The following is a 14,185-nucleotide window of genomic DNA, read 5'->3' on the forward strand; positions in this document are numbered from 1 at the left end:
GTCAAATTCTTCTTTATTATATAGAAGAAATAAGTAAGCCTACTCATTTCTTCTTGGCTATATTTCAACAAATCTTACTTCTCTATCACTTTCTCACAATACATATTTTCATTTCTACTAAAAAACCTTATACTTAGTCTACATCTAAAAAGTAAAATATAGAAAATCTGACTTTTTATAAATAAATTGAATCTTTACGAAATGTAAATGATTTGTAATGTCTTTTTTCGCTAAATTTCATTATAATAAGTGGATATGAGTGTCGTATTTCAATCCAAATGAAGGAGTACAGGAAATGGAGCAAAACCCATCTTTGCAAGAAAATACACGCAGTAAACCAAAAAAAAGTAAGAAAAAAACAAAAATTATTATAAGCGTTATTCTATTCTTTTTAATAATAGGTGGCGGTTATACTTGGTTTTTAGTAAATAAAGCATCTTCTGCTGTTCGAAACGCCGCACACGATTTAGCGCGCGGTGATAAATCTGATTTACGTGATAAAGCTGTAAAACCTATTACAAACAATGTCTCTGTCTTAGTAATGGGTGTTGATGAAAGCGATGTCCGAGGAAAAGAATATGGTGAAGCTATAAGAACGGATGCACTATTACTTGCAACGTTTAATAAAGATAGCAAAACTGTAAAACTATTAAGTATTCCACGAGATACATATACTTATATCCCAGTGGAAAAGAAAAAAGATAAAATTACACACGCTCATGCATACGGTTCTACTAAAAACGGAAAAGATGGTGGACCACAAGCAAGTATTGATGCAGTTGAAAAATTAATGAATGTTCCTGTCGATTACTTTGTAAAGTTTAACTTCAAATCATTTATGAAAATTGTCGATGATTTAGGCGGGATTGAAGTCGATGTACCAGTTGAATTTACTGAACAAGATAGCAATGATAATGCTGATGCAATTCATCTGAAAAAAGGTGTTCAAAAGCTAAATAGTGAAGAAGCTCTTGCTCTTGCTAGAACGCGCCACATCGATAGTGATGCAATGCGTGGACAACGTCAACAACTCGTTATTGAAGCAATTTTAAAGAAACTAACAAGCGTTGGATCTGTAACAAAAGTTGGTAACATCATTGATGATATTAACGGACAATTCGTTACTAACTTAACATTCGATGATATGCTTTCATTCTACAAGTACGGATCGGACTCGGAAATTGAGAAATTACAAATTCAAGGTGAAGACTGCTATATGGAAAAAGGTGACGATACATGTAGCAAATCTGCTGGCGGCGGCCGAACGTATTACTACAATCCAGATAAAAAAGAATTAGCAAAAGTTACAAACGAACTTCGTGCTCACCTTGGATTACCTGCATATACAAAAACAGACTCTGATTCGAAGAAAACAAGCACAGAGAAAACAAAAGAATCTAAGTCAGAAAATTCAAGTGAACGCGAATCAAGTAACAATGAAGTGAAAAATAAGAATAAAAATAGCAGTGAAGACACAGAAACATCGTCTAACGACAATGAATAAAAAAGAAGCAGTTCTCTATGGAGGTAGAGAGCTGCTTCTTTTTATTTCTTCAATATCAAAAATCAGAACTTTCTAACTATCTTTTTTAATATTTTTAAATTATAATAAATAATAGCAATCTATTCCAATTATCAGGGGGCTCATACATATGAAAGCTGCAGTAAAACATAACATCTCAGATTTTAAAGACTACTTAAAATCAAATGATATATACATGGAAGAAAATATAGATGAAAATGATGGTTCTGTTCATTTTTCAGTAGGATTAGAAACAGAAGCTGGCGCAAAAATTCAACTAATCGCTGCTTTCCAAAACGAGCATCCTACTGTGGATATATACTGCTTCAATGTTGCTCACGTACCTGATGCAACATCAACAAATGACATTTTGCACGTTATCAATGAATTAAACACATCTTATCGATTTGCAAAGTTCACATTAAACAAGCAAAATGCAATTGATATTTCAGCATCGCTTGCATTCTCAGAACCAAACTTTAATCCAGCACTTGTCTTTGAACATACGAGAATGCTATATAAATTAGCAAATGACGAATATAAAAACTTAATGAAAGTTATTTGGGCATAAATAAAAGGATGGGCTGCAAGCAGCACCATCCTTTTATTTCGATATCATATCAATCCACATCTTAACAGCAGTGCCTACAATCAAAATCGATAACATATATTGCAGTGCTTTTTGATTGATCCTCTTCCCAACTCGCGCTCCAAGCGGCGCAGCAAAGATACTTGCAATCGCAATAATGAGAGCTGGAATTACAACTATTTGCCCAGTTATCACTTTTCCAGTCGTAATCCCTACTGAGGAAATAAACGTAATAGCAATAGATGTTGCTATTGTTGTACGTATCGGCAATTTTAAAATCACTAACATAATCGGTACTAATAAGAAAGAACCACCAGCACCTATAATGCCTGATGCTCCACCTACAATAAACGCTAGCAAACTTGCTAACCATTTATTATATTTCACTTTATCACCACTATTTCGCTTCGGTACGAACATCATAATAGCAGCAATTGTTGCTAACACTGCATAAACAACATTGACCGTATGTTCCTCTAATACGTTAGCACCAAAACTCCCGATGAAACTTCCTACTAATATACTAGCTCCCATATACATAACTAACGTTTTATCCATATCATTACTTTTCCGATAGGCCCATGCCCCTGCAAAAGTTGCAAAGAATACTTGCACTGCTGTAATACCACTCACTTCATGTGACGTATAGCCAGTAAATCCTAGCAATACCGGAATGTATAGGATCATCGGATAATTAATAATCGCACCGCCAATTCCAACCATTCCTGATATAAACGATCCGATAAACCCAATTATAAAAAGTAATACGACTAAACTCACCTTATATCCCCCGCCTTCTAAAAAGAAGGTGATTTAAATGAATAAGTTCACATTCCCATCCGAAGCATCTGCTAAATAAGCTCCTACTCCTGCAAACTCTACCCCTTCCATAATCTCTTCCTCTTTTAACCCTAATAAATCTACCGTCATTTGACAAGCTACAAGTTTAATTCCCTGTTCTTTCGCCAAATCCATTAAATCCGGTAAAGGCATCGCATTATGTTTTTTCATAATACCTTTAATCATCTTTGGTCCCATACCGGCAAAATTCATTTTTGATAATCCCATCTTATCCGCACCACGCGGCATCATTTTTCCAAATACTTTTTCTATGAAAGTTTTCTTTACCTTCACATGTTCATCTTTCCTTAAAGCATTTAAGCCCCAAAAAGTATGAAAAATAGTCACCTCTTGATCATACGCCGCTGCACCATTTGCAATAATATAAGCAGCCATCGCTTTATCATAATCTCCGCTAAATAAAACGATTGTTGTTTTCTTCTGTTGTTCCATGTTGTTCTCCCTCCGATTACCTATAGGGGTATATCTTTGTTTGTAAAAAGGCTCAAATCATTTATCTCTGTACTATACGACTTTACCTTCCCACGCTAACATACCACCTACCATATTGATTGCTCGAAAACCGTAGCTCTCTAAAAACTGAACTGCTCTTCCACTTCTTCCGCCAGAGCGACAAACGATAATATATTCTTTCTTTTTATCCAACTCATGCATACGAAATTCTAATAATCCTAGTGGAATATTACACGCTTCTGGGATTTTCCCCTCGGCGACTTCTTCTACTTCACGTACATCTACGATATTTACTACTTCTTTACGTAACAATTTTTCTTCTAATTCTGTTGCTGTCATTTCTTTCATTTTAAATTTCCTCCTCACAAGCCATTCATACCGCCTGAAACATTGATAACGTGCTGAAACCCTAATTTCTTTAATACTTTTGCTGCTTGCTTACTTCTCATCCCGCTCTGACAAATAACGATTACTTCCTTATTTTTATCTAACTGATTTGCCTTACTCGCTAACTCATTTAGCGGTATATTTTGAAATCCTTTCATATGATTTCCTCTATATTCACCTACTGTGCGAACATCGATAAATTGTTTTCCCTTTTTTCCTGCTATACCCTTTAATTCTTTTCCACTTATATTTTGAACACCTTTCACCGGTAAAAAACGTGAAATAACAAACGCTGCAGCCAGTACTATGAAAAGCGTACTTAATATTGTATTCATATAACCAACCTCTCTACATTTATAAACATGCTACGCCTTCTTAATCCAAAACTTTAGCACATCAGCTTCTTCTTCATGCTTTACGATGTCATGACCACCTTTATTTGCCCACGCTGGAATATCCTTAACTGACCCTTTATCCGTTACATGTACTTCTAACACTTCTCCAGTTTGTAAAGTATCCATCGCTTTCTTCGTTCTTACAATCGGCATCGGACATGCTAAACCTTTCGCATCTAATACTTGTTTTACATTCATCATCTATTCCTCCATTTTTTTATTTGTTTATTTCATTATTCATGAACTGCACAACGATTTGGACCAATCTCCATTTCACGCTCTTCATCCACACTCGGATGGATTTTACCCATATTCGTTTGACGAATTTCTTCATAAGCATTCGGCTGAGGTGGTAAATTCTCCGTTACAACTTTACGAAACTCTCCCTCATCCTCAATGTTTAGTCCTGCATTATACGCAAATAAATCGTTTAACTTTGCGCTCACAACACCATTCTCATCCATTTCACTTATTTTTGAATAATGAGCTGGTAACACGATTAATTGTTGAGATAATACTTTATATCGGTTATATAGAGTTTCTCGTAAATCACTCACCCAATCTTCAGCCTTTCCGGCAAGATCTGGACGTCCGATTGAATCTACAAATAAAATATCACCTGATAATAAATAGGAATCATCTACAATAAATGATGTACTTCCAATCGTATGCCCCGGTGAGTATAATGCGTCAATTTCAATTTTAGTACCCCCCACCGTAATAACAGATCCTTCAACAAGCGGTTTATATGAGAAAACGACTTCCTCCGCATCTTTTGGCGGTAACCAATACGCACCACCTACTCTTTCAGCTAACTTACGTCCGCCAGAAATATGGTCTGCATGTAAATGTGTATCCATTACATTCGTAATCGTAACGCCATGCTCTTTCGCAAACTCTTCATATGCTTCAACAGTTCTTACCGCATCAATAACTGCTGCCTCACCGTTTGAAATAACCATATATGATAAGCAACCTTTTCCAAGACGGTTAAATTGATATATACTTCCTCCGCCCTGTACATCTCCTACTTTTAACGGCTTCACATATTCACTCCAAGCTTTCATACCGCCAGCTAAATAATAAATATTTTCTAATCCGGCCTCTTTTAATTGCTCTGCCACAAATATAGAAGACCCTTCTTTTGCACATACTACTAAAACATCTTTATCTTTAGGTAATTCACTTACAATATGCTCTACACCATCTAATAAATCAAAATACGGTTTATTTATAGAAGAAATTTGTTTCCCTTCAATTTTCCAATCTTCATAATCCGTCTCATTACGAACATCTAAAATAAACAACTCTCCGAATAAAACTTTCTCTGCAACATCTTTTACATGTAACGGTTTAACGCTCATTTAATTACCCCCATAGGTATATTTTCATTTAAAAAATTTTATTTTCCCACATTCCCTTGCCACTCTAACATACCTGGAATGACATTTTTCACATTTAAATACCCTTTCTCGTTCAACATTTGGCAAGCTACATCACTACGGTTACCAGTTCGGCAAATAACATATATTTGCTTCGTCTGATCTAATGCTGCACTGCCTAGTTCGCCTAATGGAACTGAAATAGCCGATGGAATATGACCAAAGGCGAATTCTGCCGCTTCACGAACATCTACTACAATACATTCTTCACCGCTTAATAATAGCTCTTCCAATTCCTCATTTGTAATTGTATGAGAATATTTCACTACTTCATTCACTTCATGCTCATGTGCTTTTCTAACGTAATGCATCAATAGATCGCCTTCGTGTTTCGTCCCAATATATTGATGACCTACTTTACTCGCCCAACTTTGTATATCTACAGTAGACCCTTTATCTGTTGCCTGAACTTCAATCACTTGCCCTGATGTCAAACCTTCCATCGCCTTCTTCGTCTTCACAATCGGCATCGGACAAGCCAATCCTTTACAATCTAAACTCATATCCACTTTTATACTCATAGTCGATTCCTCCATAACGTATATACTAATACCTGTAGGGGTATATTAAAATGTTTTTGAAAATCTGTCAACACTTATGTTTGACAGATTATCGGCTTTTTACAAGTAATTGAACAGCTTCTTTAATTAACTCTTCATTTGAACCGTTACCACTTTCAAACTGCTCACGTAAACATTGCTCTAAATTTGTCCCCACAACAAGTCCAATTGTACGATCAAGTGCAGAACGGGATGCCGTTAACTGTGTAATAACCTCTCGGCAATCTTTTCCTTCTTCCATCATACGAAGCACACCACGAACTTGACCTTCAATACGTTTCAATCTATTTTTCATATCTTGATTATATTCCATTCTATAATCACCTCATTACCATTATGTCACTATTTATAGCTTATGACAATATATTATACCCTGCGGGGTATTTTGTAAACCCCTATTTTTAATGTTTATCTTATATGTGCATAAAACAAGAAGTGAAACCTTACTATATAGGCTTTCATCTTCCACCAAGTTTTGAAATGGAAGATGAAAAAATATTAATATACAACACGTTCTGGTAATACTGTCCCATACAATTTAAAGCCACCATCTACATTCTTTACCTTATATCCTTTTTCCATTAACATGCGCGCTGCAACATACCCTCTCATACCAAGTTGGCAAGTAATATATATTTCTTTATCTACCGGCACTTCATCCAAACGATCACGTAACTCATCTAAAGGAATATGAATAGAACCTTTCATCATTCCTTGTTTAAGTTCATTAGGCTCTCGAACATCAATAAGATATCCACCATTTTCCACGATACGATCTATCTCATGCCATTGTACTGTGTCCACAAAACCATCTACTATATTACTTGCTGCATACCCTACCATGTTTACTGGGTCTTTTGCAGAAGAATACGGCGGGGCATATGATAATTCTAAATCTGGCAAATCAATTACAGTTAAATTCGCCTTCATTGCCGTTGCAATAACATCAATACGCTTATCTACACCGTCACGCCCTAAAGCCTGAGCCCCATACATTTTTCCGCTTTCTTTATTAAAAATTAATTTTATTAGCACTGGCGTAGCATTCGGATAGTATCCAGCATGAGAATTCGCCTGTACATGTACTACCTCATAGGGTATATTTAATCGTTTTAATATTTTCTCATTTACTCCCGTCGCAGCAACTGTTAAATCAAAAACTTTAGCTATAGAAGTTCCCATCGTACCTTTATATAAAGAATCTGTATGACCATGAATAATATCTGCTAACATGCGACCTTGACGATTAGCTGGCCACGCTAAAGGAATCATCGTTTCTGTTTCTGTAACAAAATCCTTTACTTCAATTGCATCACCAATTGCATATATATGTGGGTCTGATGTTTGAAAACTCTCATTTACCTTTATCGTTCCTCTAACTCCTAGTGCTAACCCTGCATCCTTCGCTAAACTGCTCTCTGGTTGCACACCAATTGCTAAAATAATCATATCTGTCTTTATGATTGAGTCACTTTTTAAACGTACAACAGTCCCGTTCTCTTCTAATGCATCTACACCATCTTCAAAAACAAGCTCAACATTGTGCTTTTTCAAATGCTCATGTACATATGCTGCCATTTCATAATCAATTGGTGGCATTACTTGATTTGCCATCTCTACAAGAGTAACATCAATTCCTCGTTCTCTTAAGTTTTCAACCATTTCAACTCCAATAAATCCGCCACCAATAACCGTCGCATGACGTGGTTTCTTCTCATCAATATAAGCTTTAATACGATCTGTATCAGGTACATTTCGTAACGTAAATATTGCTTTCGCTTCTTCAATACCTGGAATAGGTGGAACAATTGGTTTTGCCCCTGGTGAAAGAATTAAAATATCATATTCCTCGTTATATGTTTCATTTGTAGTTACATTCTTTATAGTAATTGTTTTCTCTTCTTTATTAACCTTTACCACTTCACTCAATACACGTATATCTAAATTAAAACGCTTTGACATCCTTTCAACAGTTTGTACTAATAACTTTTGTCTTTCTGTAATAACACCGCCAATGTAGTATGGTAATCCACAATTTGCAAATGAAATATATTCACCGCGCTCCACCATAATAATTTCATCTTCTTCACTTAAGCGACGAAGCCTTGCAGCGACTGACGCCCCGCCCGCAACTCCACCTACTACTATAATTTTTCTAGACATATTTCAAACCTCCATCTTGTTTATTTTCTCAATGTATCAAAAACATAAAACCCATACCTGTATGGGTATATAATAAAATATACAAAAATCATTTTCAATATATATGGCTTTCTTTCACAAATTTGAAACAAATAAAAAGAACAGACATAGCATTTCTATGTCCGTTCTTTTCATCACACATACTTCCGATGCACCATCTTCCCATCATAAGAAAATACAACGCCCTTACTCTCCACAATGGACTCCATATGCACTGTTCTTCCCCATAATTGATGAATGTATGGCAATACTTTTTCTAAGTATTTTAAATCGAGCTCAATTCCTTCGTAACTATGTTTAATGTATAATTCCCCGTTCTTTAAGTAGTCTCCGTCTTCTACTACTAAGTACGGGAAGCCGCCATTTGTACGCATATTTACGAGCTGATCACGTACATGTTCCCATTCTTTATCTATTACTTTATATTCTTTTCCTTGGCGCTGGAATAAGTACATATCTTCTCTCATTACGAGATCTTTGTTTAAGTAGTTTCTTAAGAATGATACATCCCATTCAATTTCGCGTACTTCAAAGATTTTGTCACGACCAGATCCCGGTTTTACACCGCGTCGTTTCATTTCTTCTGTCGGGTTGTTGTAGCGTTCTTCAATATCTTCAAACATTTTAATACCAAGGTAGTATGGGTTAATACTTGTTTTTGATGGCTGTACGACACCTGCATTTAATTTCGCAAATTCAATTGCTTCATCAGATGTTAAGTCCATTTCACGCAGTATACGTTGATGCCAGTATGATGCCCAGCCTTCATTCATAATTTTCGTTTCAAGCTGCGGCCAGAAATATAACATTTCTTCACGCATCATCGTTAATATGTCTCGCTGCCAATCTTCTAGCTCACGGCTATATTCTTCAATAAAGAGAAGTAAGTCTTTCTCTGGTTGCGGCGGAATTTTCTTCTTTTTACGTACATTGGGCCGTTCCCTCTTTTTATTACGATCATCTAAATTCCATAGGTCATCGTATTGCGATGCCTTTTTCTTTTCTACTTCTTCTTCTAAATCATCAATACTCCACGCCAGTTTCGGGCGCATAATCGACGGATCAATATGTTCTTGAATAGCAAGTACGGCATCCAAAAATGTTTCGACTTCTGCCTTTCCGTATTTATGCTCATATGCTTTCACGCGATCAGCCGTTGCCGCCATACTCTCTACCATATCTCGTTTCGTATTAGAGAAGCGAATATTATTTTTAAAGAAATCACAGTGTGCTAAAACGTGCGCTACAATTAATTTATTTTGAATTAACGAGTTCGTATCTAATAAAAAGGCATAACATGGATCAGAGTTAATAACGAGTTCGTATATTTTACTAAGACCTAAATCATATTGTAATTTCATTCTGAAAAACTGTTTTCCAAAACTCCAATGTGAAAACCGCGTCGGCATCCCATATGCACCAAATGTATAAATAATTTCAGCTGGACATATTTCATAACGCATCGGATAGAAATCAAGCCCAAATCCAGTCGCAATTTCCGTAATTTCCGCAATCGCATATTGCAGTGCTTTATCGTCACTTGCTCTCATTATTTTCCCTCCTTACACTTTCCCTTAAGAAAGTGTATGATGAGGAACAAGCTTTCATGAGTTTTGATTGCATAATAAAAAGACATCCTCATAAAAACGAGAATGTCTCATCTATTAACCTTCAATAATCTCCATCTTCTCCGTAATCGGTGTACGAGCTTTTCCTTCTGGTGCTTTATCGAAATAGCCAAGGTGAAGAATTCCAACGATACGTTGGCCTCTTGTTAAACCGAGTCCTTCTATAAATAATGGATTGTAGTTTAATCCGCCTGATTTCCAAACAGAACCTAATCCACGTTCCCAAGCAAGCAGTTGGAAGTTTTGCATAAATGCACATGTTGCAGCGTAATCTTCATCACGTTGAATTTGGCGTGGGTCTTCATTTATATATACGACGATTTGTGCAGGTGTGCTTAAGAAACGATCTGATAAAATTTTACCGCGCTTCGCTCTTTCTTCTTCTGTGAAAGAGTTTAATACTGCGTCTACTAATTTCTGACGGCCTTCTCCAATATATAATTTACAATTCCATGGTTCACGGTTTTTATGATTTGGCGCCCATGTTGCGTCGTTTAATAGTTCAATTAATAATTCTTTTTCTACTGCTTTATCTGTAAATGTACGAACAGAACGTCTTTCTTTAATCACATTTGCGATGGAAGTATATGTAGTCATATTTTTCTCTCCCTTATTTTTATCTATATGTATACGTTTATTATTGATATTGATTTTCAATTTCGATTATACCCTAGTTTTTCACTATTAATCAATGTTTTATGTTGGAAAACTTCCAAAAACGTCATTTCACACTGTGAATAAAAAAACTTGATTTGTTCACAAGTATTTCACATTTTATGGAAATGATATGTGTACAGTTTTCCACATTATCCATCTAGGAGGAATTTATATGTACAAAAAAATCGCAGTAAGTATGACCATGGTAGCATTATTATGCGGGATTTCTACTTTCCCTGCTTCCGCTGCCACACCAAAAGAAGTAGCATTCCATCATCATAAACCAATTTCAGAAGAAGAAATGCAGTCACTCGAAAAACTCGGCTATAACAAACATGAAATTTGGAAAGCTTCTCACATTGCAAGAATGAGTAAAAAAGAAATAAAAGACGTTTTAGCTTACTATAAACAAAATAAATCTTGGGAGAAAACAGCAAAGCATTTCGGTGTAGATCCAAGTAAATTGAAAAAGCATCATATGAATAAAGAAACGAAAAAAGCACTACTGCAAGAATTAGCAAATATGCAAAAATCTACACCAGACGGACTAAAACAAAAAATGAAAGATTATAATATCGGATTACGTCAGCTCACGGTATTAACAATCATCTCTCAAAAAAGTAATACTCCTCTTGATGATGTACTAAAAATGAAAAAAGACGGAATGGATATTAAACAAATTGCAGAAAAATTAAATGTAAAAAAAGATGATATACGAGCTGAAATGATTAAATTAGTAAAGTCTATTAAGGAAAAGAAAACAAATTAACATGCCAAAAAGGAAGAGTTTTTCAATACTCTTCCTTTTCTTTATGAACTTTCAATTTTCAAGTATAAATTCCCGTCTTTCCCAAAAACTAACATAAGTAAATGATATATGTCAGGGGGTGCGTAAATGTTTCGTGTAACATCAAAAAAGAAAAAACAAACAGTCTGTTCTATTCCAGATTTTATTCATACTATGAAAGAATCAAGCGACTTTTCTTCTTATCACATCATAGAAGATGGGACATTATGTTTGTTTTATTATAAATCTACAGTAGAATCACTTATTATTAAGCGATTCATTTTAGCGCCTATAAAAACTAAATTAGACGTGATTCACACCATAGAAGATGTCGCCAATACCGTATCTATTGAAGATATTATCGTCTCTCCTTCCATTGATGAGATTCGCGAAAAATTATTAAGTGGATATGTGTTATTACAACTAAAAAAAGGTCCAGAGCAAGCAGATTATGCACTCCTACGCGCTGAAAGCACAGTTTTAGGAACTCGTTTAGCAAATGATACAGAAAATGAATATAGCGTGATCGGCCCTAAAGTCGGTTTTGTTGAAAACGTTGATATAAATATACATTTATTACGCCGAAACATCGTAACCGAACAATTAATTTTCAAAGAGGTTAGCGTTGGTTCTATGTCCAAAACAAAAGTTGTAGTTGCTTATATCGAAGGGATTACAAATGAACAGCATATTAACACTGCCATGCAACGTCTACAAGATATTGATTTTGATTACCCTTTTGATGCGACTATGATTGAACAGTTCATTAGTGATAATAGTAACTCCCCCTTCCCTGTTTTACTGCCTACAGAGCGTTTAGACCGCTCCGTTTTTGCATTGTTGAATGGAGGAGTCGTCATTTTAACAGATGGTTCACCGTATGCATTAGCTGGACCAGCAACATTACTCGATTTCTTCGTCTCTCCAGAAGATTATTATTTACCCTGGATAGCAGGTTCCTTTCTTAGATTAGTTCGTTTTTTCGGAGCAGCATTCTCTTTATTTTCATCAGCTATTTATACAGCTGTCTTAACGTATCACTATCAAATGATTCCTGCGGATTTACTCGGTCCTATTATTTATTCTAGAGCTAACGTACCCTTTCCACCTGTTTTAGAAGCACTTTTTTTAGAAATTACAATTGAATTACTGCGCGAGGCTGGAGCTCGCTTACCGACTAAAGTCGGCCAAACGATTGGCATTGTTGGTGGGATTGTTATTGGCCAGGCATCTGTGGAGGCTGCTTTAACGAGTACTATTTTATTAATTGCGGTTGCATTGTCTGCGCTAGCTTCCTTTACAACACCGACAGTCAAAATGTCTTCAACCATCCGGATATTGCGATTTCCTCTCATCATTTTAGCTGGAGCGTTTGGCGGTCTAGGTCTCATTGTCGGCTTCGTATTCATATTAGCTCATTTAATTCGCTTAAAATCACTTGGATCACCTTATTTATTACCTTTATATCCATTTCGCGGTTTAGGGACAGCAGAAGGTCTCCTTCGTTTGCCGTTTAGCCAAACGGCCGCGCGTGCCTCTTTCCTAAGACCAAAAAAGAAATGGCGCTATGATCCAAACAAAGCAAAAGAAAAACGCGACGGTGAGGAAAAATGAAAAATATTTTATTATGCTTTGCTATTATCGTTTTAATTTTTCAATCTGGTTGTACAGAAACGAATATAGTAGACACACAACGAATGATTCATGTAGGTGGTTTTGATATAACAAAAAACAAAAAATTTCGTGGGACAATTTTATATCCTGATTACACGAAAGGCGTACAATCTAATCCAGAAACTCAATCCACTACTGCTGGTACCATTGAAACAATATCTTCACGACTAAACGGGAAATCCCCCCATACAATCGCTGTAGGTCAAATGCGTGTTGTCCTATTTGGAAAAGCATTTGGTGAACATGGAATTGGAGATGTTATTAACAACTTACAACGTGATTCTAACATTGGCCGAGATGTACAACTAGCGCTTGTAGATGGTTCAGCAGAAAAATTACTTAAACATATCAAAACAAATGGGTCGCTATATCTATCTGAATTACTGGAACAAAATATAAAAAACGAGACAATCCCACGGACAGCTTTAAATATTTTTTTATATAACTTCTATTCATCTGGATACGATCCATTCCTTCCTTACATTCAAGTATCAGAAGACCAGTCTGCTTCCATTGAAGGGCTAGCTTTTTTAAAAAAGGATAAAGTGGCTATGTATACAGATAAGAAAAGGTCTTTTTTATTTAAATTACTCATTAATCCAACGAAAAATGGGCGTTACGAAGTTCCGATACGTCAAGGTAAACATAAAGGATTAATCGCAACCCAAAACTTATCTGGAAAAAGTGAATGTTCCCTTTCAGACGCCGGTGACATTCCGAAAGTTCACATTCGACTGAAATTAAATGGCCTTATAAAAAATGCTCCTGACTGGCTCGATTTATCAAAGAGCCAAAATGTTACTTACGTTAAAAAACATGTAGAAAAAAAGCTCGAGAAGGATTTAAACGAATTAATAAAACAATTCCAAGAAAAAGGAATTGATCCAATCGGTATACGTGAAGAAATTCGTAGCCACTCAAGAAAATGGAGCATGAAACAAATTCAGGACATGTATCCTAACGTAGACGTTGCTGTTAATGTGAAAATTAATATCGTACAATCTGGTATCGGAGAATAGTGAGGTGCT

The 14,185-nt window shown here is 35.8% G+C and carries 16 protein-coding genes; 5 read left to right on the plus strand and 11 right to left on the minus strand.

Annotation, left to right across the window (positions count from 1 at the left end; genetic code table 11):
- Positions 1-295: 295 nt before the first annotated feature.
- Positions 296-1,504, plus strand: coding sequence for an LCP family protein (locus MR115_RS19865; protein WP_242242497.1), 1,209 nt, complete (start codon positions 296-298; stop codon positions 1,502-1,504).
- 148 nt (positions 1,505-1,652) lie between these two features.
- Positions 1,653-2,093 carry a hypothetical protein gene (locus tag MR115_RS19870; RefSeq protein WP_000642361.1) on the plus strand — a complete coding sequence of 147 codons (441 nt, stop codon included), beginning with the start codon at positions 1,653-1,655 and terminating at the stop codon, positions 2,091-2,093.
- A gap of 33 nt (positions 2,094-2,126) precedes the next feature.
- Here the strand turns inward: MR115_RS19870 and MR115_RS19875 are convergent, their stop codons facing one another.
- The 11 genes from MR115_RS19875 to MR115_RS19925 all read right to left on the minus strand — a co-directional run bounded on the left by MR115_RS19875 (position 2,127) and on the right by MR115_RS19925 (position 10,636).
- Positions 2,127-2,891, minus strand: a complete 765-nt coding sequence (locus MR115_RS19875) for a sulfite exporter TauE/SafE family protein (protein WP_242242499.1) — start codon at positions 2,889-2,891, stop codon at positions 2,127-2,129.
- A gap of 33 nt (positions 2,892-2,924) precedes the next feature.
- Positions 2,925-3,404 carry a DsrE/DsrF/DrsH-like family protein gene (locus tag MR115_RS19880; protein ID WP_000437730.1) on the minus strand — a complete coding sequence of 160 codons (480 nt, stop codon included), beginning with the start codon at positions 3,402-3,404 and terminating at the stop codon, positions 2,925-2,927.
- A gap of 72 nt (positions 3,405-3,476) precedes the next feature.
- A complete protein-coding gene (locus MR115_RS19885) occupies positions 3,477-3,773 on the minus strand; it encodes a rhodanese-like domain-containing protein (protein WP_063263475.1) in 297 nt (98 codons plus the stop codon).
- A gap of 14 nt (positions 3,774-3,787) precedes the next feature.
- Positions 3,788-4,147: a rhodanese-like domain-containing protein gene (locus tag MR115_RS19890; RefSeq protein WP_242242501.1), complete on the minus strand. Its 360-nt coding sequence runs from the start codon at positions 4,145-4,147 to the stop codon at positions 3,788-3,790.
- Between the two features lie 30 nt (positions 4,148-4,177).
- On the minus strand, positions 4,178-4,408 hold the full coding sequence (locus MR115_RS19895) for a sulfurtransferase TusA family protein (RefSeq protein ID WP_048526303.1): 231 nt from the start codon (positions 4,406-4,408) through the stop codon (positions 4,178-4,180).
- Between the two features lie 32 nt (positions 4,409-4,440).
- A complete protein-coding gene (locus MR115_RS19900) occupies positions 4,441-5,571 on the minus strand; it encodes an MBL fold metallo-hydrolase (RefSeq protein ID WP_242242503.1) in 1,131 nt (376 codons plus the stop codon).
- 38 nt (positions 5,572-5,609) lie between these two features.
- Positions 5,610-6,185 carry a sulfurtransferase TusA family protein gene (locus MR115_RS19905; RefSeq protein WP_242242505.1) on the minus strand — a complete coding sequence of 192 codons (576 nt, stop codon included), beginning with the start codon at positions 6,183-6,185 and terminating at the stop codon, positions 5,610-5,612.
- Positions 6,186-6,258: 73 nt separating this feature from the next.
- Positions 6,259-6,522, minus strand: a complete 264-nt coding sequence (locus tag MR115_RS19910) for a metal-sensitive transcriptional regulator (RefSeq protein ID WP_000456206.1) — start codon at positions 6,520-6,522, stop codon at positions 6,259-6,261.
- Positions 6,523-6,707: 185 nt separating this feature from the next.
- On the minus strand, positions 6,708-8,372 hold the full coding sequence (cdr, locus tag MR115_RS19915) for a CoA-disulfide reductase (protein ID WP_242242507.1): 1,665 nt from the start codon (positions 8,370-8,372) through the stop codon (positions 6,708-6,710).
- 173 nt (positions 8,373-8,545) lie between these two features.
- Entirely contained in the window at positions 8,546-9,961 is a 1,416-nt protein-coding gene (spoVR, locus tag MR115_RS19920; RefSeq protein ID WP_242242509.1) for a stage V sporulation protein SpoVR, read from the minus strand.
- A 114-nt stretch (positions 9,962-10,075) separates the two neighbouring features.
- On the minus strand, positions 10,076-10,636 hold the full coding sequence (locus MR115_RS19925; RefSeq protein WP_000214829.1) for a nitroreductase family protein: 561 nt from the start codon (positions 10,634-10,636) through the stop codon (positions 10,076-10,078).
- A 232-nt stretch (positions 10,637-10,868) separates the two neighbouring features.
- Between MR115_RS19925 and MR115_RS19930 the strand changes: the two genes are divergently transcribed.
- The 3 genes from MR115_RS19930 (at position 10,869) to gerYC (ending at position 14,176) form a co-directional block, all read left to right on the plus strand.
- Positions 10,869-11,465 (plus strand): hypothetical protein, encoded by a 597-nt coding sequence (locus tag MR115_RS19930; protein ID WP_242242511.1) that lies wholly within the window; start codon positions 10,869-10,871, stop codon positions 11,463-11,465.
- A gap of 126 nt (positions 11,466-11,591) precedes the next feature.
- Complete coding sequence (locus tag MR115_RS19935; RefSeq protein ID WP_242242512.1) at positions 11,592-13,097, plus strand: spore germination protein; 1,506 nt, start codon at positions 11,592-11,594, stop codon at positions 13,095-13,097.
- A complete protein-coding gene (gerYC, locus tag MR115_RS19940) occupies positions 13,094-14,176 on the plus strand; it encodes a spore germination protein GerYC (RefSeq protein ID WP_242242514.1) in 1,083 nt (360 codons plus the stop codon). The genes MR115_RS19935 and gerYC overlap by 4 nt, the downstream gene beginning before the upstream one ends.
- Positions 14,177-14,185: the final 9 nt, after the last annotated feature.

The organism is Bacillus cereus group sp. BfR-BA-01309 (assembly GCF_022664315.1).
Taxonomy (GTDB): domain Bacteria; phylum Bacillota; class Bacilli; order Bacillales; family Bacillaceae_G; genus Bacillus_A; species Bacillus_A mobilis.